A 20,892-nucleotide genomic window follows, 5' to 3' on the forward strand; every position below is an offset into this window, starting at 1 on the left:
CCATCTAGGTTTTTTAATTGCGAATGGGCGAAAAAGCGAATTGGTATTACTTGTCTGAATTTGCAGGGGTTGATGGTAAATTATTACAGAGATGGCGATCGCTCTCCACATTAGGGTTATTCTGCAAATAGTCACTAAGGCGATCGCAAGCCCCTTGTATCAGATCATCGAATGATTGAATGTGCCACAGTCCAGCGATCCCATCATCGCCTGCGGTAGCTAGTAACTTGCCATCGGGGCTAAAACTAACACTCTCAACTTCAAAGTTTCGATGCCCTATCCAAGCTGCAAACTTTTCACCTTGTAAATTCCACAACTGTACTGTACCTTTGTCTCCGCTAACGGCAATCATCTTGCCATCGGGGCTAAACGCCACTGCTTTTAGTTTGATGCCAGATACCTGGAATGGCTGCTTAATTGGTTCACCTTGCAAGTTCCATAAGCGGATAGTGCCATCATCTCCGGCGCTGGCTATTTGCTTACCATCAAGACTGAATGCTGTAGCATAAACAGGGCCTAGATGACCTTGGAATGACCCCAACTGTTGACCTTGTAAGTTCCACAACCGTACAGTCGCATCATCTCCGGCGCTGACTATGTGCCGCCCATCTGGACTAAAACTGACGCTGTTGACTTTGCCTCGATGACCTAAAAACGCTTGAGGATTTGATTGTCCTTGCAAGTTCCACAAGCGGACAGTACCATCATCTCCAGCACTGGCTATTTGCTTACCGTCTGGACTAAAACTGATACTACGGACTTTGCCTTGATAAATTTGAAATTGTACTAACTTTTGAGTTTGCAAGTTCCACAAGCGGACAGTACCATCTTCTCCGGCGCTGGCTATTTGCTGACCATCAGGACTAAAACTGACGCTGAGGACTTTGCCTCGATGACCTTGAAATGGCTGTCCTAACTGTTGGGCTTGCAAGTTCCACAAGCGGACAGTACCATCATCTCCGGCGCTGGCTATTTCTTTACCATCACGACTAAAACTGACGCTGCGGACTGGGTATTGATGCTGTCTGAATTGTACCTGTTCGTCTTTTAAGTTCCACACACGTATAGTCCCATCATCGCCAGCACTAACTATTAGCTTGTCATCTTTGCTGATACTGACGCTTCTGACTGGCCCTTGATGCCCTTGAAATTCATCTAACTGCTTGCCTTTTAAGTCCCACACACGCATTGTCCCATCTCCAGCAGCGCTAGCTAGTTGCTGACCATCATGGCTGAATACCACATCCCATATCCTCCCTTGATGCCCTGTAAATGGCTCTGCCAATGGCTGACCTTGCAAATCCCACAGGCGAACAGTCTTATCTTCTCCTGCTGTTGCTAGTCGCTGACCATCCGGGCTAAATTTGATGCTGCTGATATCCTTTTGATTCCCTTGCCATTCTCTCAACAGCTGACCCTGCAAGTTCCACAAGCTAATAAGACCGTCATCGCCAGCGCTAGCGATGATTTGATCGTTCGGGCTGAACGCTACGCCCCAAACCAGCTTTTCTTCTTGTTGTTGAGGTACAAGTTTTCTTGTAAAGGGTTGCCCAATAGGATTGCCTTGTAAGTCCCACAAGCGGACAGTATCGTTTGCTCCTCCGGTAGCTAAAAGCTGACCATTTGAGCTAAAACTGATACTTTTGACAAAGCTTTGATCTGCTGACAATTCTTTTACAAGATGACCTTGTAAGTTCCACAGGCGGACGGTATCATTGCGACCGGCAGTAGCTATTAGTTGGCCATCTGGATTAAAAGTAAGATTAGTGACCAAGCCTTGCTCTGCTGACCATTTTTTTACAAGATGACCTTTTAAATCCCACAGGCGGATAGTGTCGTCATTTCCAGCACTAGCCAGAAGCCGATTATCTGGACTAAGAAAGCTTCTAACTGTGCCTTTAGCCTCTTCCATGCGAATGCGTTCTCGGACTGAATAAACTGCTTCTTGCAGCGTTCCTGTCACTTGATTTTGTAGCTGTTCACCTGGACTAAATAATTGCAACAGTGGGTATTGCAGTGACCTTCCTGCTCGTAAGCTATAAACTAACGCATCTAACCCTTGCTGCGGTAGCTTTGCTTCTGCCGTTTCTCTAGAAGCACTGGTTTCACCAATCTTTGCACTTCTTTGACTAAACAGCGCCCAAAGAGTTAACCCGCTTAAACTAAGAATGATTGCGATCGCAATCCGCCATTGCCAACTAATGTTCCGGCGTTTCTGTAAAACACTTTGTTGGACAAATTCTGTTTCTAACTTATTAAACCAATTGTCATGAGACTGGAGTTGCCAATTCAATACATCAAGATAAGGATTACTATTCCAAAGAAACTGTATAGGTTTCTCTCTTAAACCCTCTTGTTGATGCTGTCTTTGCTGCAATCCTTGAAAAAGCCAAGTTATGATTTTTTTACTAAATTTGCTAGATAAGTTTTCAACAACGTAAAAGCAGCGATCTAACCGATCAATTACAGTTTCAGCTTTGGCTTGCAAACCTGATGGCTGTTCCTTGCTAGCGACACTTTTCCACTCTTCGGCAGCCGGTGTCAGCCGCCGTTGTAAAATTATGTCTTCTTCCTCTTCTTTTTTCCACTTGAGTAATTTATCCCATCCCTGTACTAAAGCATCATGGGCTGGCTCTACATAGGGTTTACCTTGAGAATTAGAACCTTCAACAATTAAACGGGCTTCAGAAAAACGTTTGATGACTGTTTGCACGCGATCGCTTTCTTTCTTGTCAGAGTAAATTAGTTCAGACTTGGGAACCTGTCGCCTTGCTAACTCACCACCCTGCAATGAAATCATCCGCAGCATTACCCGCCGCACTGTCTTTTCATAAGCGGGATCTTTTGCAACTAGTTGATCGTATTCTTGGTTAGCACGTTTGGTCAAAGAACCAACAACTCTTCCCAACTCCTCGTAATCTTCCTTTTTTAAGGCGCGGTTGTCCCTTCGTTCCTTTAAATATTTCAGGTACAATTCGCTGAGGGTAAAAGAAAGCAAGGGTAAAGCACCTGGCATTTGTACGACTTCGTTGATCAGTTCATCCACCAAGCTGGGAGGGTCGAAATATACCACTTTTTCAGACGCTGGTTTCTCAATTGCTTCCCGAAATTCATCTTGGGTCATTGGTGGGACGACAAATCGGGTATCATCATTCCAAAAGTCTTTGAGTATGGAGTTTTGAAACTGACCCTCAAAGTCGAGTCGCAAGGTGATAACTACATGGATTTTGTCGGGATATTTAGCGATCGCATTCTCGATCAATTTCTGAAATTGCTCTCGTTGTTCGTCACTCTTACACAGAGTTATCAACTCTTCAAACTGATCGACTGCTAGCAATAGCTTAATCTGAGGATTAGTCTGGCTCCAACGTTCAATGATGTTTGCTAAAGCTTGCTCGGATTTTGCTAATTCTGCAACAGTAATTGTAGTTGCAATTGCTCCCCACGCCTGTGCTAAAGCCTGCAATGGACTTTCCCCTGGACGCATGGGATCTAAAATCTGAAACTTATGCTCCTGGGAATCACGCAGACACGGTAATAACCCGGCTTTCATTAAGCTGGATTTACCTGTTCCAGAAGCGCCTAGTACCACTGTCAACGTTTGTTTATTGTCAACGACTTGCTGATAAAGCTGTTTGATTAAGTTTTCTCTACCAAAAAACAACTTACTGTCTTTTTCGTCATAAGATTGCAATCCTCGATAAGGATTATTTTCTAAATTAAGTGGTGGTGCATCCTCCAATTTATCTCGGTCAAAATTAGGTAGTAGGAAGATAAATTCCCCTTTGTCATGTTTTCTCAAGGGACACAGACTTGGAGTTTGCCGCTTGTAATTCTTTTCTGTGACAACTTCAACCTGATCTCGCAAATATGAGTACAGTTCAGTTGCCGTAACGATGCCATCATCATTCGAGTCAGCTTTTTTGTCAGTTCCGCGTAGGGCATCAAAAAGAGCTTTCGCAAAGGGAGAGTGAACCTCGTTACCTTCTTTTACTTCCCCCCGCATACCCAAAGAATCCAAAGCTTTTTGATCGTCTGCTGCGGAAGTAATTACTTGCCAAGCTGCATCGCTGATAAAGCGATCGTAGCGTTCTTTATAGACTGTGACTTTGGGCAGAATCTCTCGCTTGAGACTTGCCCAACGAAAAGCGCCTGCAAAACAGCAATCTAAAATTGCTAACAGATGCCGACAAGGGAGTGCATTCAGGGCATCATGTAACTCCTGCATCGGCAAGTAGGTACTACTATCTCCTAATGTGGCATCTTGGGGAATCAAATAACCTACTGGCCCCTCTTGATTTTCTAAAGCCTCTAAGGCGATACCATGTCCAGCAAAATAGAAGAGGACGCGATCGCTCTCGGTAATTGCCACTTTTTCGTTGTCAAAAGGTATTTGTCCTTGTTTGAAGTCTTCAATCAGTTGTTTGAGTTTGCTAAAGGTAACACGTTTATTCAATAGCAACTGGACTTCATATTTATTTTGTGCTTGATATTGCTGTTTGAGATTCTGATGTTGCTTTTGGATAATTTGAGCAAGTTTGTGAGCATCAGGAACTGCTGTTTCTAACTCTCTAATACCATTTACATAGTCATTTATACCAATAATAATCGCAAAATTACGGTTGAATTGATGTTTAGACATTAATGCACCTCTTCTAATATCAATAAATGCATATATCACTTTTACCTGAACTTACTTGTTGGGATTTGCAGGGGTTGATAGTACATTGTCACAGAGATAGCGATCGCTTTGATTAGGGTTGTTTTACAAATAGTCACCCCCTCAGATTAAAGCTTTTCGAGCAGTTCATCGAATCAGCTAATTAGCAACAACTTAGCAGTGCTGTCTTCATCTAAAAAAAAGTTGCTCTGCTACAAACAGTGACAAACAGCTCATTTTCGATTCCAGACATTTGCCTCACAGGTAGCCTTAGCTCCTTTCTCTGCATCAGTTTGAGGGTTTAGCAGCACAGGATGATTATGCAAACGGTTACATGCTAATTCAAGCCATTTTTCCCAATTATCCTTATTCTGTATCATACGCAAACTGCTTGAAAAATATTGAGTACCCCCCATGCTACTCAGGATTGTCTTACTATCAGGGCTAATAGCAAATGCGCTTAGATATCTACCCGTAGCCTCTGAGTCCTCGAAGGGTACAAATGCTGGTGAACCATCCAAGTTCCAAAATTTCAACATATTATCTGCACCAGCACTAATAATCATTTTTCCATCGGGGCTAAATGCTACAGACCTTATAACCTCAGTATGTCCCTTAATAACTTGGGGACTTACAAGTCTGCCCTTCAAATCCCAAAAACGCAGGGTTTTATCAGCACTGCCACTGACAATCTTCTTACTATCTGGACTGAAAGCAACAGAAGTAACTTTATCCTCATGTCCTCGGAAAACTATCGGCGGTTTGTTACCTTCCAAGTCCCACAGACGTAAAGTTTTGTCATCAGCGCCACTGACAATGGTTTTACCATCTGGGCTAAAAGCAACAGAGTTAACGCCTCCCTTATTTCCAAATTCGTCAGTATTCTCCTGATGCCCTTGAAAAACTTGCTGTTGATTGCCTTGCAAGTTCCATAAACGCAATGTGTTATCTTTGCTGCCACTGACAATCTTCTTACCATCTGGACTGAAAGCAACAGAAGTAACTTTATCCTCATGTCCTTGGAAAACTATTGGCGGTTTGTTACCTTCCAAGTCCCACAAACGTAAAGTTTTGTCATCAGCGCCACTGACAATGGTCTTACCATCGGGGCTATAAGCAATAGAATTGACCGTCTCTAGATGGTCAAAGGTATGCTCGACATGATTACCTTCTTTGTTGAATACCATTACAGAATTCTTACGAGCAATAGCAAATTCATTATTATTTGGGTTAAAAGCTACAGCATGGACATTATCCCAAATGTAATCCACCTCATATTTAACTTTGGCACTACTAAAGTAATCGCTTAAATCCCAAAGACGAATCGTGCCATCGTTGCTGGCACTAACAAGTTGTTTCTGCTTGGGACTAAAAGCAATAGAGTTGACCCAATCTGTATGTCCTCGAAGAATGGGTGAAACTTCTGCTGGTGAATGGGACAGATGTATAGTGCCGTCTGTGCTACCACTAGCAATCATTCCATCAGCAGACGCAGCAAGAGACAAAAATTGTTGACCCTGTTGAGATATAAAGTTTTGTTCTGGTTCTTCTTGAATTAGAGATTTATTCTTCTCTTCAGTACGCCAGACCTCTACTTTATATGAAGGCATCGGAAAATTGCCGTCTCCTTGACATTCTCCTGTATAGATGCTTTTGCTATCGTGGCTAAATACAACTGAGCAGAAACTTATATTTTGTATACCATCAGAGGGTATTTCCTGTTGTTGAAAATTAAGTTTGTTACCATTGATGTCCCAAAGCATAATCTCAGTACTTTTAACAGCAGCAATGTATTTTCCGTCAGGACTAAAGGCAACTGCTTTTAGATATTGAGATTGATGGTCTTCTTCCGCATTGTGTAGCCTTTGGACTCTATTTGTTCGATCATCGGCATCAAGGACTTGATTTAACTGATCGATCCGAGGGTCATCATCCCAAAGATAAGCGATTGATTTTACACTTGAACCTCTAGAAATATTAGTTTCTTCTTGCTTTCTGCGCTGCCAATTACGTCGCCAAGTCTGTATTTTTCCAATTGCCAAAGATTCTGCTTTTTCCCATGTTTTCACTAAAGAATTAGGTTGCTTTTCCTGCTCTTTGATATTGTTCCATTCTTCAGCCGCAGGTGTTAGCCGCCGCTGCAAAATTAAATTTTCCTCTTCTTCTTTTTTCCACGTTAGTAACTTATCCCACCCCTGCACCAAAGCATCATGGGCTGGTTCTACATAAGGTTCACCTTGAGGATTGGAGCCTTCAATGATTAAACGAGCTTCAGAAAAACGTTTGATGACTGTTTGCACGCGATCGCTTTCTTCTTGCTCAGGATACACCAGTTCAGACTTGGGAACCTGTCGCCGTGCTAACTCCCCACCCTCCAATGAAATCATCCGCAACATTACCCGACGCACTGTATTTTTATAAGCAATGTCTTCTGCAACTAGCCGCTCGTATTCTTGATTAGCGCGTTTGGTCAAAGAACCAACTACTCTTCCCAACTTTTCGTAATCTTCCTTTTTTAAGGCGCGGTTGTCCCTTCGCTCCTCCAAATATTTCAGGTACAATTGACTGAGGGTGAAGGAAAGCAAGGGTAAAGCACCTGGCATTTGTACGACTTCGTTAATTAATTCATCCACCAAGCTGGGAGGCTCGAAGTACACAACTTTCTCTGATGCAGGTTTCTCAATTGCTTCTCGCAACTCATCCTGAGTCATTGGTGGTACAACAAACCGAGCATCATTCCAAAAGTCTTTGAGTACAGAATTTTGAAACTGGGCTTCAAAATCGAGTCGCAGGGTGGCAATTACATCGATATATTTGGAAAATTTGGCGACCGCATTTTTGATCAGTCTCAGAAATTGCTCTCGTTCCTCGTCACTCTTACATAAGGTTATCAACTCTTCAAACTGGTCAATTGGCAGTAATAATTGAGTTTTGGGATCAGCCTTACACCTGTTTTCAACAATAGTTGCTAAGGCGTATTCATCTTTTGCTAGCTCTTCAGCAGTGATTCCAGTTGCAATTGATGAACACACTTGTGCTAGTGCTTCCAAAGGAGTTTCCCCTGGTCGCATAACTTGTAAAATCTGAAATTGATGCTCTTGGGAATGACGCAAGCGCGGTAACAAACCAGCTTTCATTAAGCTAGATTTTCCTGTTCCAGAAGCACCCAGTACTACTGTCAAAGCTTGCTGTTTGGAAACGACATGCTGATAAAGTTGTTTGATGAGATTTTCTCTACCAAAAAACAAGTTGCTATCTTTTTCGTCATAAGATTCCAATCCTCGATAAGGATTATTTTCTGGAATTAGTGGTGGAGCATCTTCTAATTTATCTCGGTCAAAATTAGGTAACAAGAAGATGAATTCCCCTTTATCATGTTTTCTCAAGGGACACAAACCTGGAGTTTGTCTTTTGTAATGATTTTCTGTGAGAATTTCTACTTGATCCCTGAGATATGAGTAAAGTTCGGTTGCTGTGATGATACCATCTTTATTCAGGTCGGCACTTTCTTCTGTATCCCCACGTAGCGCATCAAAAAGAGCTTTGGCAAAGGGAGAGTTAACCTCGTTTCCATCCTGTACTTTTCCGCGCTGTCCAAGGGAATCCAGGGCTTTTTGGTCATCAGCAGCAGAAGTAATTACTTGCCATGCTGCATCACTGATAAAGCGATCGTAGCGTTCTTTATAGACTGTGACTTTGGGCAGAATCTCTCGCTTGAGACTTGCCCAACGAAAAGCGCCTGCAAAACAGCAATCTAAAATTGCTAACAGATGCCGACAAGGGAGTGCATTCAGGGCATCATGTAACTCCTGCATCGGCAAGTAGGTACTACTATCTCCTAATGTGGCATCTTGGGGAATCAAATAACCTACTGGCCCCTCTTGATTTTCTAGAGCCTCTAAGGCGATACCATGTCCAGCAAAATAGAAGAGGACGCGATCGCTCTCGGTAATTGCCACTTTTTCGTTGTCAAAAGGTATTTGTCCTTGTTTGAAGTCTTCAATCAGTTGTTTGAGTTTGCTAAAGGTAACACGTTTATTCAATAGCAACTGGACTTCATATTTATTTTGTGCTTGATATTGCTGTTTGAGATTCTGATGTTGCTTTTGGATAATTTGAGCAAGTTTGTGAGCATCAGGAACTGCTGTTTCTAACTCTCTAATACCATTTATATAGTCATTTATACCGATAATAATCGCAAAATTCCGGTTGAACTTATGCTTAGACATTAGTAGACCTCATCTAATATCAATTCCAGTTGAATACTTATGAAAATCTCACGCACAGACAAAGCATCACCTCGCTTTGCTCCGAATTCAAAATTCCAAATTCAAAATTAATGATCCCCATCAATCAATTCAGTTGCTCTGTATCCTTTTCGTTTTCGAGCAGGTCTGATGCCTTTACCACAATACTTTTAAGTTAAGATAACTTGTTCGACTGATAACCTCGCTTTGAGACGTTGCAATGCAACGTCTCAATACATATCAAATCTCTACAAACAATCTTTAAGTTAACTGTATTGGTATATAATTTATCAAGGCAATAATAACAAAAGGAAATGCTTATTTTTGCCTTTCAACTGTCTACTTTTTCTGTTGGGCGACGATCGCTGTAATCAAAGCGTCTAAGCCGACTTCTGGTAATTCGATGCTGAAGTAACTTAAGTGGTCGCAAGCTACTTGTTGAATAAAGGGTGCAAGCGATCGCCCTTTGGGAATATTCTCAATACTATCTACAGTGACTGCAATATCATTTGGTACACCAAAGAAAGGTAAATTTACAACTTTGTTAAATAAACTTCGCTGTAACCGTTCTAAAACGCTAGATTTTTTCTCTAGCTGTTGCTCCAATGCTGCCGGAATAATAGACGTATTGCCAGCGATAATTGAGTAGGGAATGTCAGGATCTTCACTTGCTGCCAAAGATTTGAGAAAATCAGAGTTTGGGTTTAACTCAGCTAGAGCTACTCTAATATTTTTTTCCAGAATTCCCATCAAACCTGTCAGCACTGTTACAGGCCAAGCAACTGTAGAAAGTCTGTTGAGTCCAATACCCAAAGTGAGTTTTACCCAATCTTCAACAACTGGCCAAGGAGAACCGGCATTTGGTGTACCTAACATAATTAAATGTTGGACAACTTTATTACCTCCTTCTCGTTCAATAAACCAACGAGAAACTAAACCTCCCATTGAATGAGCAATAATGTGCAGTTCTTTACCGTGGTTTGCTCCTAAACCCACTTCTGTTAGTCGCCGTTTCAAATTTTCAGCATTCTCTTTAATTGAAGTATTCAGGTTTTCGTAGTCAAAGGTAAGAACTACATCGTAAAGTTTGCTGATAGAAAGCTTTTGCCCATCTGGTTGCAATACTGGTTGATTAATGCTACTAATTAAACTTTCGGTATCGCCAATAATACCGTGTAGATAGAGGGCAATTCTTTGTGCTTTTGCGACTCGCTGCTGAACATCAATCACATCGCGTTTATAAGTTACTTTACGATCATCTCCCACCTCAGCCACTGCTAAAATGGGATATTTAAATTCCCGTCCAAAATGGCGACTGATTACTTTTTCAAAGAAGATGCGAATAGACCCTTGCAGGCTACGTTCTCCCTGACTAACTGGAGCTGTTAATCGTTCTATCTCAATTTCTATTTTGCTATCTTGAGTTTTTTTACCGCGACCTAAAGGCAAGAAAAATTCCCCATCATAGCCAACAGCAAGAAGATATTCATTGTCTGCTAACGGTGCATCTACTAATAACTTCAAAGGTGCATCTGGGGTGACAACTGTGTAATCTTGAATCTCGTTCAATTCCAATACACTTAATCCAGGGTCAGTACCTCGACTGCTAGTAAATTGGAAAGGTCGAGTAACTTCTGCATCTTCCCGCAGGATAGGGGGCAAAATTTGATTTCCTAAATCTCGGCTGACTTGCGGTGTGGTAGTTAGGCGAGCATTTGCCACCAAGCTAGGATGCACCTGTAATTTCACCCCTACTCCTAATAATTTTTGTTCTGTCTGAGAAACTGGGGTAGAGTCTAAGGGACGTATAGTGGTAATGGTAATTTCCTGTGCAAACCAATCGTCATACTTTGCTGCACTTTTGGCTTTGATTTCACGATTTTGAGTTCGATTCATCAAACGGTCAAGGCTACTTTGATTTGCAGATTCTAAATCTCTTGTGGCAGGTGGACGAGGAGCATCAAGTTTATTTTGAGTCAGCAATTTAGCATCAAATTCCTCGTTACTGACAATCAATTTAATTATGTCTTTGTACTCAGTAATCCCCTGTGACCACAACTCGTCTGGGACTTCGAGTATCAAGTTTTCGCCGTCTAAAGCCAGTACTTCTTCTCCTGGTTGTAGCCTAATGCTACCTGCTTCAAAAAATGGGGCGCTAATCGCGAAACTGTCTGAAAGGTTGACTAAGCCAAAGTAAAGTGGATTCTGACTTTTATTGGTGAGTTTCAGTTTAAATTCTGGATTTTGCCACTTACCATCCCTATAGGTGTACTGCAAACGCATCTGCTGCAATTGAGATGATTCTTCATTTTCAAAGATGAGTTTCATCTCTACATCATTGGCTATAATCTTAGTTGCTGGATTTGAGAGTTCCGCAATTGTTGTCCAACGGGAAATATGTTCTAAACGTTTAATTGCCTGTTTTGCATTATCTGGACTATAGCCATCAATTTGAGCCACTAAAGGTCGGTCATCTGTCGGTCGGGAAATTAAATACTGTTGATGACGACAAAGTAGGCGAAACTCGGCTTTACCTACTTCTTTCTCCTCGCGCACATAGGGTGAAACTTTACCATCAAGTCCAGCTGTTGCTAGTGCTTGGCGTGCGAGAGTTACACCGCCTTCATCTCCCTCAATGTGAACGCCTAAAGGTGGTAGCGGTAGGCTGGTAATAACTGCTTTAAAAGAAGTACCATCAGCAGTTAGGTTTGGCACATCTTTGATATCTACCTGACTCTGCGTTGGTAGCACCCTAGTCAGTTTTGCTGTACCCACAGACTTTGTTGGGTCACGCAGGTCTTGGATATTGGCATCAAAGGAAAATAGTGCTAGTAAAGTGGTTTCGCCGTCTTTGGGTGGTTGCACTCCGTGAACAGCACCACCATCAATTACCCAGCTATAGTTTGGGTCATTTTTAACAATAAAGTAGGGGTAACGTTCTGCGATCGCTCCATCAAGGAAAAATTTGTTTTCATCCTCAGGATTATTCACTTCCATCTGAGGAGACTGGGCTGTAATTTTACTGCGGATGATCGCATTTGTCCGCCCAAACAAATCTCGATAAGTCAATTTGCCATTGGCTTTAGCAAGTGTATCCATCAAAAAATAAGAGAAACTACCTCGATGTTTGTCACCGCCGTAGTATTCCTTCGCTGTTTGGTAGTCTCGACAAGCTGCTAGAAGTACATGACGACCTTTCGGTATTTTCCAGCCAGTGGGGTGTTTTTCCGGGTCACGGGAATCTGAAAGTTGCGTTAAGTCGGCGAGCGAAAAAATAAAACTATCCAGTGGGCGTTCTCGCTTGTCTGTAGGTAAGCGACGTATTCCTCTCTCTTGCAATGGGTCTTTGGTGCCGGAACCAGAGTGGCAGCAATCCATAATAATGGTAATGTGCGGGTCTTTTTCTGCTACTTCGGCAATAAGTTTTGCTAATTCTTTATCTGCCAAATCCCAGCCGCCTTCAGTACGACTGTCATAACAAACTAAAGTTTCATCTAGATGGTCGGGTTCTAAGTGCCAAAATTCTTTTGGTGCCAACTCCTGAGAACCGTGACCACTGTAGTAAAACAAAACTATATCATCTTGCCCAGCTTGACGAAGATGCTTGCGGAAACCATCAATGACTGCCTGACGGGTTGCCTGGTGATCTTTAAGCGTTTGTAAATGTAATTGGTATTCTTTTTGATCAAATCGTTCGTTAAGATACTCTTCTATTGCTGTAATGTCGTTTACACAACCTTGGAGGTGATGATTTAAATCAGGATAATTGTCAATACCAATAAGCAAAGCATATAAGTTACGAGTCATGGTTATTCGTATTTCCTGGAGCTATAATTTCTAAAATTTCTAAATTGCTCAGATAATAATTATTAGACATCTCCAGAAATTAAATATGTCTTACCCAGAAATCTTGTAGAGACATAGCACTGCTACGTCAAAACAATTCTTTTTCGGAGGTGTCTATTGGGATTTTGGCTTCTTTCCCCACTTTTATGTTGTTTGAAAGTCTTTATTCAATGTACAAGACAACTGGATATCATAGGTTTTAGGACATTCAATAAAACCTTTGTCACTAGTATAAAATATCCAATTAAATTTAAAAAGTACCCCCACGGGTACTTTTCACGAGCAGCAAATCGCAAATTTATTGAAGTTATACCTAGCCATCGGTTGGTGTATTGGATCGTATCAAGGTATAATATCCTTCTCGGCAACTACTATATTCTCGGTCTTGCTGCTAGTTTGCCCAAGGCTGGCGATCGCTTCAGATGATTGGGAAATTATTAAAACTTCCAGTTTAAAGCGAGTAAAATGTAAGTACGTGATATACTACACCTCTCACTTACCCTGGTTTTATGGCACTGCCAATTGTTGCAATTATCGGACGCCCAAATGTGGGCAAATCCACCCTGGTTAATCGACTCGCCGGGGAACAAACGGCGATTGTCCATGATGAACCGGGAGTGACACGCGATCGCACTTATCTACCAGCTTTCTGGAATGGTCGTGAATTTTTAGTGGTAGACACTGGTGGTTTAGTTTTTAATGATGATACCGAATTTTTACCACTGATTCGCCAACAAGCAATGACAGCCCTTGCAGAAGCGTGTGGCGCTATTTTTGTTGTAGATGGTCAAACAGGCCCCACCTCGGCAGATTTAGAAATTGCCGAATGGATGCGCCAACAAACTGTACCTGTGCTACTAGCTGTAAATAAATGTGAATCTCCAGAACAAGGCTTAATGCAAGCTGCCGAGTTTTGGGAATTGGGACTGGGCGAACCTTATCCCATATCCGCGATTCATGGCAGTGGCACAGGAGAATTACTCGACGAGTTAGTTAACCACATCCCTGCTATTGAAGACATCCCAGAAACTAATGAAATCAAAGTAGCAATTGTGGGACGTCCGAATGTGGGCAAATCGAGCTTACTCAATGCTTTTGTTGGGGAAGAAAGGGCAATTGTCAGCCCGATTTCCGGTACTACCCGCGATGCTATTGATACCGTCATTGAACGAGAGGGGCAAACCTACCGTTTGATTGATACCGCCGGCATTCGTAAAAAGAAACACATCGAATACGGCACGGAATTTTTTAGTATTAACCGTGCTTTCAAAGCGATTCGCCGTGCTGACGTGGTTTTATTAGTAATAGATGCCGTTGATGGAGTCACTGAGCAAGACCAAAAATTAGCTGGGCGGATTATCGAAGAAGGTCGAGCTTGCATCATCGTCGTTAATAAGTGGGATGCTGTCGAAAAAGACTCTTACACAATCTACGACTACGAAAAAACTCTGCAATCACGGTTACATTTTACTGAATGGGCAGAAACAATTTTTGTGAGTGCCTTGTCAGGACAACGGGTAGAGAAGATTCTCGAATTGGTGAAAACTGCGGCTGAATCACACAAACGCCGTGTTAGCACATCAGTAATTAACGAAGTCTTAACAGACGCTGTTAGCTGGCATTCACCGCCAGCATCCCGTGGTGGGCGTCAGGGCAAGATTTATTATGGTACACAAGTAAGTAGCCAACCACCAACGATCGCACTATTTGTCAATGATTCCAAACGCTTCAACGACAACTACCGCCGCTACATTGAACGCCAATTCCGGCAACAGCTAGGATTTAAAGGCACACCAATTATTTTGCTGTGGCGGAGCAAAAAAGTTCGTGATGCCGAAATTGGTAATGTTAATCGAGCAACTCGCGTCAAAATAAGTTAGGAGACAAGAGAGACGCGATGAATCAAAGACAAGAGAGACGCGATGAATCAAAGACAAGAGAGACGCGATGAATCAAAGACAAGAGAGACGCGATGAATCGCGTCTGTACAAGGGAGATGCGATTAATCGGGTCTTTATAGGAGTTATGAGTTAAAGCTAAAATTGCTATTTTTAAGCCTATGTCAACATAATAGGTTAACTCAAAAGTCAAAACTCCTAACTCTTAACTCCTAACTTTAAAATGGATTTATTACGATCGCTGCCACTTGGACTTTATTTAGAACAACCCCAAACTTGGTTGCATAAAATCGATCCGCGAGTCAAGTTCGCCTGGTTGATGAGCTTTTTAACAAGCTATGTTTTAGCTAACAACTTTTGGCGGGTGCTGCTGGTAGTAATATTGATTCTTGCCACCTTAATTGCTAGAATTCCCCGCCGAGTATGGCAGCAGCAAATGGGTTGGCTATTAATGCTATCATTTTTTATCTTAGCGATCGGAGCTATCAGTCCTGATGCAATGGGTGTAGATTATCAGCCACGCCTCCCACCTAATGAACAAATATTAACCCAGCCAGTAAATCCTAAAAATATTGTTCAAGAACCAGCAAGTAATAGCAAATACAGCTATGTGCTATTTCACAAAGGCCCAGTCAAAGTAACTCGCCGCTCCTTGGATTTGGCTGTACGTCTGAGTACAATTATATTTACCGTAATTTACAGCACCAACCTGTATCTGCTGACAACCGCACCAGAAGAAATCACATCTGGCATAGAAAGCCTAATGCAACCCCTGAGACGCTTCAAGTGGCCTGTCACCGAAATTGCTTTAACTTTAACCTTATCCTTGCGCTTTATCCCTTTGGTTTTAGAAGAAGTGCAAAACTTATTTCGCTCCGTGATGACAAGGGCAATTAATTGGAAAAAGCTAGGATTGAAAGGAGGATTCAAAGTTTGGATGACAGTCGCAGAGAGACTGTTAGAAAATCTGCTCTTACGAGCCGATCAAATGGCGAATGCAATGATGGTGCGGGGTTTTACCAGTCCCAACGAGCATCGAGTGCAGTGGCATGATTTACGATTTAAAGGGCGTGACTGGCTGGCGATCGCAACTTTAATTTTATTCTGGGGAATACGGCTAGCTATAGGAACTCAGGTCTAATTTTGCAACGCTTATAAACAGTATGATTAAGGCTTGGTATTGGCGATCGCTACCCTTAGAAAAGCGCACAGGTTCGGAAGTTTTTGCTGCTCTTTTTCACTCCACCTCCGCACCGAAAATTGCTACCCTACTGGAAAGTCCTTACCCAACGCCAATCGATCATCCCCAACTGTGCCGATATTCTATCTGTGCAGGCGCTCCTCGCCTAGTTGATGGCATCCCCCAGATGTGGACACCAGAAGTAGGAGAAGTTTTTCCCTTCTTAGAAAACTTATTACAGCAAGGGGTAGGAAGAGATGAGGGGGATGAGGGGGATGAGGTAGTATTTTCTCCTCCATCTTTGCGTGCTTCCCCACCTCCCCATCTCCCCTTCACGGGCGGTTGGTTAGGTTGGCTAGGCTATGATGTAGCATGGGAAATTGAACAGTTACCATATCATAAAATTGATCCCCTACCATTTCCTATAGCGTTTTGGTATGAACCAGATTGTTTTGCCGTTTTAGATCACGCGCAACAAATTCTTTGGCTAGCCGTTAGTGATGCAAGTAAATTCGATGAGTTCCAGCACAAATTAGAGAACAGAAAAGGGGAGTTAAGGAACAAAGTAGAATTTTCTTCCCCATCTCCCTCGCCCCCTCAGTTTTTGACATCGCAAGCAGATTATGAAACAGCTGTAAACCAGGCGAAAAAATATATTCAAGCTGGAGACATCTTTCAGACAAATCTTTCATTGCGATTTCAAGCCTCTACATCGGCTTCTGGTTGGGAAATTTACCAAGCCTTGCAAAAAATCAATCCTTCGCCTTTTGCCAGCTATTGGCAAACGCCTTGGGGAGAAGTGATCAGTTGTTCGCCGGAACGGTTAGTAATGTTGCAAAATCGGCAAGCCGAAACCAGACCGATCGCTGGGACGCGATCGCGCGGTGTCACTCCAGAACAAGATATGCAACTGGCACAAGATTTACTCAGCAACACCAAAGAACGTGCAGAACACATCATGCTGGTAGATTTAGAACGCAATGATTTAGGGCGAGTTTGTGAATGGGGAACGGTTACTGTTGATGAATTGCTGACAATTGAGCGATATAGCCATGTGATGCATCTTGTCAGCAACATCAAAGGTACTTTAAAAGGCGAATACACTCCTATTGATTTGATCCGCGCCACGTTTCCAGGTGGCACAATCACAGGTTGTCCCAAAGTCCGTTGCATGGAAATTATCGAAGAACTAGAACCCGTGCGGCGCAGCTTGTTCTACGGTTCTTGCGGTTATTTAGATTGGCGTGGTCATTTAGATTTAAATATCTTAATCCGCACCCTGCTACTAGCTCCCGTGTCTCAAGAAGCAGGGGAGGTAGGGGAGGTAGGGGGAGTAAATTCTTCTTTATTTCCGCACTTAAGACACATCCCCCAGCACTCAGCACTCAACATTGTCTGGGGACAAGTTGGCGCGGGAATTGTTGCAGACAGCGATCCTGAGAAAGAATGGTATGAATCTCTGCACAAAGCCCAGGCACAACTGGCAGCCCTGAAAATGCTAAATAATCAATAGGGAGTAGGGAGTAGGGAGTAGGGAATAGGGAATAGGTTATTAGTTATTCTTTCTCCCCCTGCTTCCTCATCTCCCCACTTCCAATTTTGTGCCATTCATCCATAGTTGTGGCAGTATGGAAAGAAGTTGAAAAGTTCGCTGTTGCCATTGGAAATTTCAAAGGGTGTTTTCCCTTGCTACGCTAAACTTTCATAAGAGGGTCAGGACTGTTTTATGCGTTGTGCCGCCAGGTTGGTGTATTTGAGTCACCAAAGCATAAGGCGAAATCTATCGACAAGCCTCTACTCTTTAAGTCCACGCTTCGCGTGTCATGTTGTACCATTTCGCTTCACTACCACTAGTACAGGCCGGCGGAAATCAACTTACCATTAAATTAGAACCAGAAAGCGCAAAATTAAAACCTTTTGACTTTTGACTTTTGCCTTGCGGTACTAGCTTCATCTGCCCATTAGAAACTAGATCAAGGTCTTCGCAACCACAGTTTTGCATTTTAAGGAAATATTCTGACGAATGTTGGTATTATCGTCTGAATGTTTGGAATTCACTGCGAAAAGATATACATACTCCACCTTGACTACACCTTGACTCTTAAATGAATCCAGAAAACGCAGAAACTTACATAAACCATCCAACTTGGGGTTTACTTTACAAAATCTGTATGGTTGATGAAAACCAGGATTTGTTCACCACACTTTATGCCCAGCGCTTGTTTTTTTTGGTTGCAAATGATGTTAAAGGTGTTAAATTCCAGTCTCTAGGACGTACTGAGGCGAGAATGATGTTGGAAAATCGCTTACGTACTCTGCGGCGCAGTGGACAATCTCAGGAGTACGATCAGCTTCAGAGTGTTTTCCAACGCACCTTCCAATGAACAGTTCGATTTCCGAACGTATTGTTTCCATTCGCTCCTCTCTGCCAACTTCAGTCAAATTGATTGCTGTTAGCAAGCAAGTTCCTGCCCAGGCCATTCGGTCTGCATACTCCGCAGGAATTCGTGATTTTGCGGAGAGTCGTATCCAAGAAGCCGCCAGCAAACAAGCCGAGTTGCAAGACTTACCGGATATTACCTGGCACTTTATTGGACATTTGCAAAGCAATAAAGCCAAAAAAGCCCTTGAACAATTCTCTTGGATTCACTCCGTCGATAATTTGAAGCTGGCACAGCGTTTAGATCAATTGGCACAACAGCTAGGAGTGAGTCCTCAGGTTTGCCTGCAAGTGAAAATTCTCCCCGATCCCAACAAGTCTGGTTGGAGTGTGCCAGAACTTTTGGCTGATTTACCCACACTCGATCAATACAAAAATTTACAAATTCAAGGTTTGATGACAATCCCACCTTCAGGATTAAATGATCCGGAAATTTTGCATGTATTTAATCTCAATCGTGAGCTAGCAAAGACAATCCAGGAGCAGAACTGGTCGCACATTAAAATGCAACACTTGTCTATGGGTATGTCAGGCGACTACGAACTGGCAGTGCAAGCAGGCGCAACGATGGTACGATTAGGAACAATATTGTTTGGCGATCGCTCTTAGCCTTTGCTCATCAGCCTTGCTCTTGGGTATTAATAGAGATCAGAATTTGATGACAAGAATTTTGTAGCAGACTGGTGCAATTAGAAACAAAGGATATAGTATTGACAAGAGCAATCGCTAAGGAAAAATGGGGTAAAAAGAACTTTCCTTTGAACAAACCTTAGGATATAATCTTGACTCATTATTATGTTTAGGCGATGCACAGACCTTGTAAGAAGTGTCAGTTCATCGCTAAAACCAGTAGTATGGGTTACAAATAGCAGTATACTTGCTGTAGTATCCACCGATGTAGCGATTGCTCCTACTCAATCAATCCTAAGCCAAGTCAATATCGGCTATTCGCACCAGGAGAGTACACAAACCATGAACAATATATTTTCCAAACTCAGAGACTTTGTGGGTCTAAATGAGCAAGTTGAATACGAGTATTACGAAGAAGAACCAGAAACAGATAGTAATTACCAAAATCTGTATCAGCAAGAAAATCCCCAACCAGCAGCACCACAGGAAAACCCAGCCGCCCAAAATCGACGCTGGCGGGAACCAGTGCCTACAATGGGAGATGATATAACAGCAGGTTCAAAGCCAATGGGGAATGTGATTGGTATGCCAGGAGCAATTAACGGAATTTCGGAAGTTTTAGTACTCGAACCACGCACCTTTGAAGAAATGCCCCAGGCAATTCAAGCGTTGCGAGAACGCAAGTCAGTGGTATTAAATCTGACAATCATGGACCCAGACCAAGCTCAACGAGCAGTAGATTTTGTTGCAGGTGGTACTTACGCACTAGATGGACATCAAGAGCGCATCGGTGAGAGCATCTTCTTGTTTACGCCAAGTTGTGTCCAAGTTAGCACCCAAGGTGGCGTTCTTCATGAAGTACCACAACCGCCAGCACGCCCTTCTCGTCCTACAGGAACTCCAAATCAAACCTGGGGCAACGAAACTAACCGGATGGCACAATAAAGTTAAATTAGTTGTTAGTCCTTTGTCCTTTGTGATTAGTCATAGGTTTTGATAATAGTGACAAATGACAAAGGACAACCGACTAATGACAGATGACAAACAATCAATGACTATAAAATTTGGTTTAATTGGTGGTGGGGTAATGGGAGAAGCGCTCTTATCCCGCCTTATTGCGCGTGGAATTTATGACTCATCAGAAGTTATAGTTAGCGAACCGCTATCTTCACGCCTAGATTTTTTAAAACAGCAATACAATGTTGCTGTAACTACAGATAATAGCCAAGTTTTCGCTCAAGTCAGAGAAGTTGTCTTTTTGGCAGTAAAACCGCAGGTGTTCAGCGCGATCGCTCAAGAATTAACAGATATTGATCTTCTTAATAAAGAACACTCACCTCTAATCATTTCCATATTAGCAGGTGTGCCTTTGAGTCAGCTAGAAGCTGCATTTGTACAATTGCCTGTTATTAGAGCAATGCCTAACACCCCAGCAACAGTGGGAGCAGGAATTACCGCCATTTGTTCGGGTGCATACACCAATGCCAAACACCACCAAATAGCACAGCAAGTTTTTTCTGCTGTGGGAGAAGTCGTAGAAGTCTCAGAAGGGCTGATGGATGCAGTCACAGGGCTATCTGGTAGCGGCCCGGCTTACGTGGCGCTACTAGTAGAAGCACTTGCAGATGGCGGAGTATCCGCAGGTTTACCTAGAGCAATTGCGAATCAACTAGCCTTGCAAACTGTACTAGGAACAGCGAAACTGTTACATGAAACCAAAATGCACCCAGCAGAACTCAAAGATCGGGTTACTAGTCCCGGTGGTACAACCATTGCGGGAATTGCCAAGCTAGAACAGGCAGGATTTCGTTCAGCTTTAATAGAAGCAGTCAAAGCTGCCACAGAGCGATCGCAAGAACTGGGAAAATGAGAAACTAGGGAATGGGGCATTGGGCATGGGGGATAGCGGATGGGCAATGAAGACTAAGTAAAAGTTTTGCAATATCCAATGCCCAATGCCCAATGCCCAATGCCCAATGCCCAACGTTAGT

General features: G+C 42.7%; 10 protein-coding genes. 7 read left to right on the forward strand and 3 right to left on the reverse strand.

Annotated elements, in window-relative coordinates; all coding sequences use genetic code 11:
- Positions 1-46 precede the first annotated feature (46 nt).
- From CDC33_RS23485 to CDC33_RS23495, 3 genes are all read right to left on the reverse strand, one after another.
- Positions 47-4,642 (reverse strand): nSTAND1 domain-containing NTPase, encoded by a 4,596-nt coding sequence (locus tag CDC33_RS23485; protein WP_109010965.1) that lies wholly within the window; start codon positions 4,640-4,642, stop codon positions 47-49.
- A gap of 251 nt (positions 4,643-4,893) precedes the next feature.
- Positions 4,894-8,889, reverse strand: a complete 3,996-nt coding sequence (locus tag CDC33_RS23490; RefSeq protein WP_109010966.1) for an nSTAND1 domain-containing NTPase — start codon at positions 8,887-8,889, stop codon at positions 4,894-4,896.
- A 357-nt stretch (positions 8,890-9,246) separates the two neighbouring features.
- Entirely contained in the window at positions 9,247-12,714 is a 3,468-nt protein-coding gene (locus CDC33_RS23495; RefSeq protein ID WP_109010967.1) for a caspase family protein, read from the reverse strand.
- A 548-nt stretch (positions 12,715-13,262) separates the two neighbouring features.
- Between CDC33_RS23495 and der the strand changes: the two genes are divergently transcribed.
- The 7 genes from der to proC all read left to right on the forward strand — a co-directional run bounded on the left by der (position 13,263) and on the right by proC (position 20,771).
- Positions 13,263-14,633 carry a ribosome biogenesis GTPase Der gene (gene der / locus CDC33_RS23500; RefSeq protein WP_109010968.1) on the forward strand — a complete coding sequence of 457 codons (1,371 nt, stop codon included), beginning with the start codon at positions 13,263-13,265 and terminating at the stop codon, positions 14,631-14,633.
- 241 nt (positions 14,634-14,874) lie between these two features.
- Positions 14,875-15,792, forward strand: coding sequence for an energy-coupling factor transporter transmembrane component T family protein (locus CDC33_RS23505; RefSeq protein WP_109010969.1), 918 nt, complete (start codon positions 14,875-14,877; stop codon positions 15,790-15,792).
- A 22-nt stretch (positions 15,793-15,814) separates the two neighbouring features.
- On the forward strand, positions 15,815-17,344 hold the full coding sequence (locus CDC33_RS23510; RefSeq protein WP_109010970.1) for an anthranilate synthase component I: 1,530 nt from the start codon (positions 15,815-15,817) through the stop codon (positions 17,342-17,344).
- 592 nt (positions 17,345-17,936) lie between these two features.
- Positions 17,937-18,215 carry a transcriptional coactivator PipX gene (gene pipX / locus CDC33_RS23515; protein ID WP_109010971.1) on the forward strand — a complete coding sequence of 93 codons (279 nt, stop codon included), beginning with the start codon at positions 17,937-17,939 and terminating at the stop codon, positions 18,213-18,215.
- Entirely contained in the window at positions 18,212-18,880 is a 669-nt protein-coding gene (locus tag CDC33_RS23520) for a YggS family pyridoxal phosphate-dependent enzyme (RefSeq protein WP_109010972.1), read from the forward strand. The genes pipX and CDC33_RS23520 overlap by 4 nt, the downstream gene beginning before the upstream one ends.
- A 363-nt stretch (positions 18,881-19,243) precedes the next feature.
- Complete coding sequence (locus CDC33_RS23525) at positions 19,244-19,846, forward strand: cell division protein SepF (protein WP_109010973.1); 603 nt, start codon at positions 19,244-19,246, stop codon at positions 19,844-19,846.
- Positions 19,847-19,952: 106 nt separating this feature from the next.
- On the forward strand, positions 19,953-20,771 hold the full coding sequence (proC, locus tag CDC33_RS23530; RefSeq protein ID WP_109012681.1) for a pyrroline-5-carboxylate reductase: 819 nt from the start codon (positions 19,953-19,955) through the stop codon (positions 20,769-20,771).
- The last annotated feature ends 121 nt before the right edge of the window (positions 20,772-20,892 follow it).

The organism is Nostoc commune NIES-4072, assembly GCF_003113895.1.
GTDB classification, from domain to species: domain Bacteria; phylum Cyanobacteriota; class Cyanobacteriia; order Cyanobacteriales; family Nostocaceae; genus Nostoc; species Nostoc commune.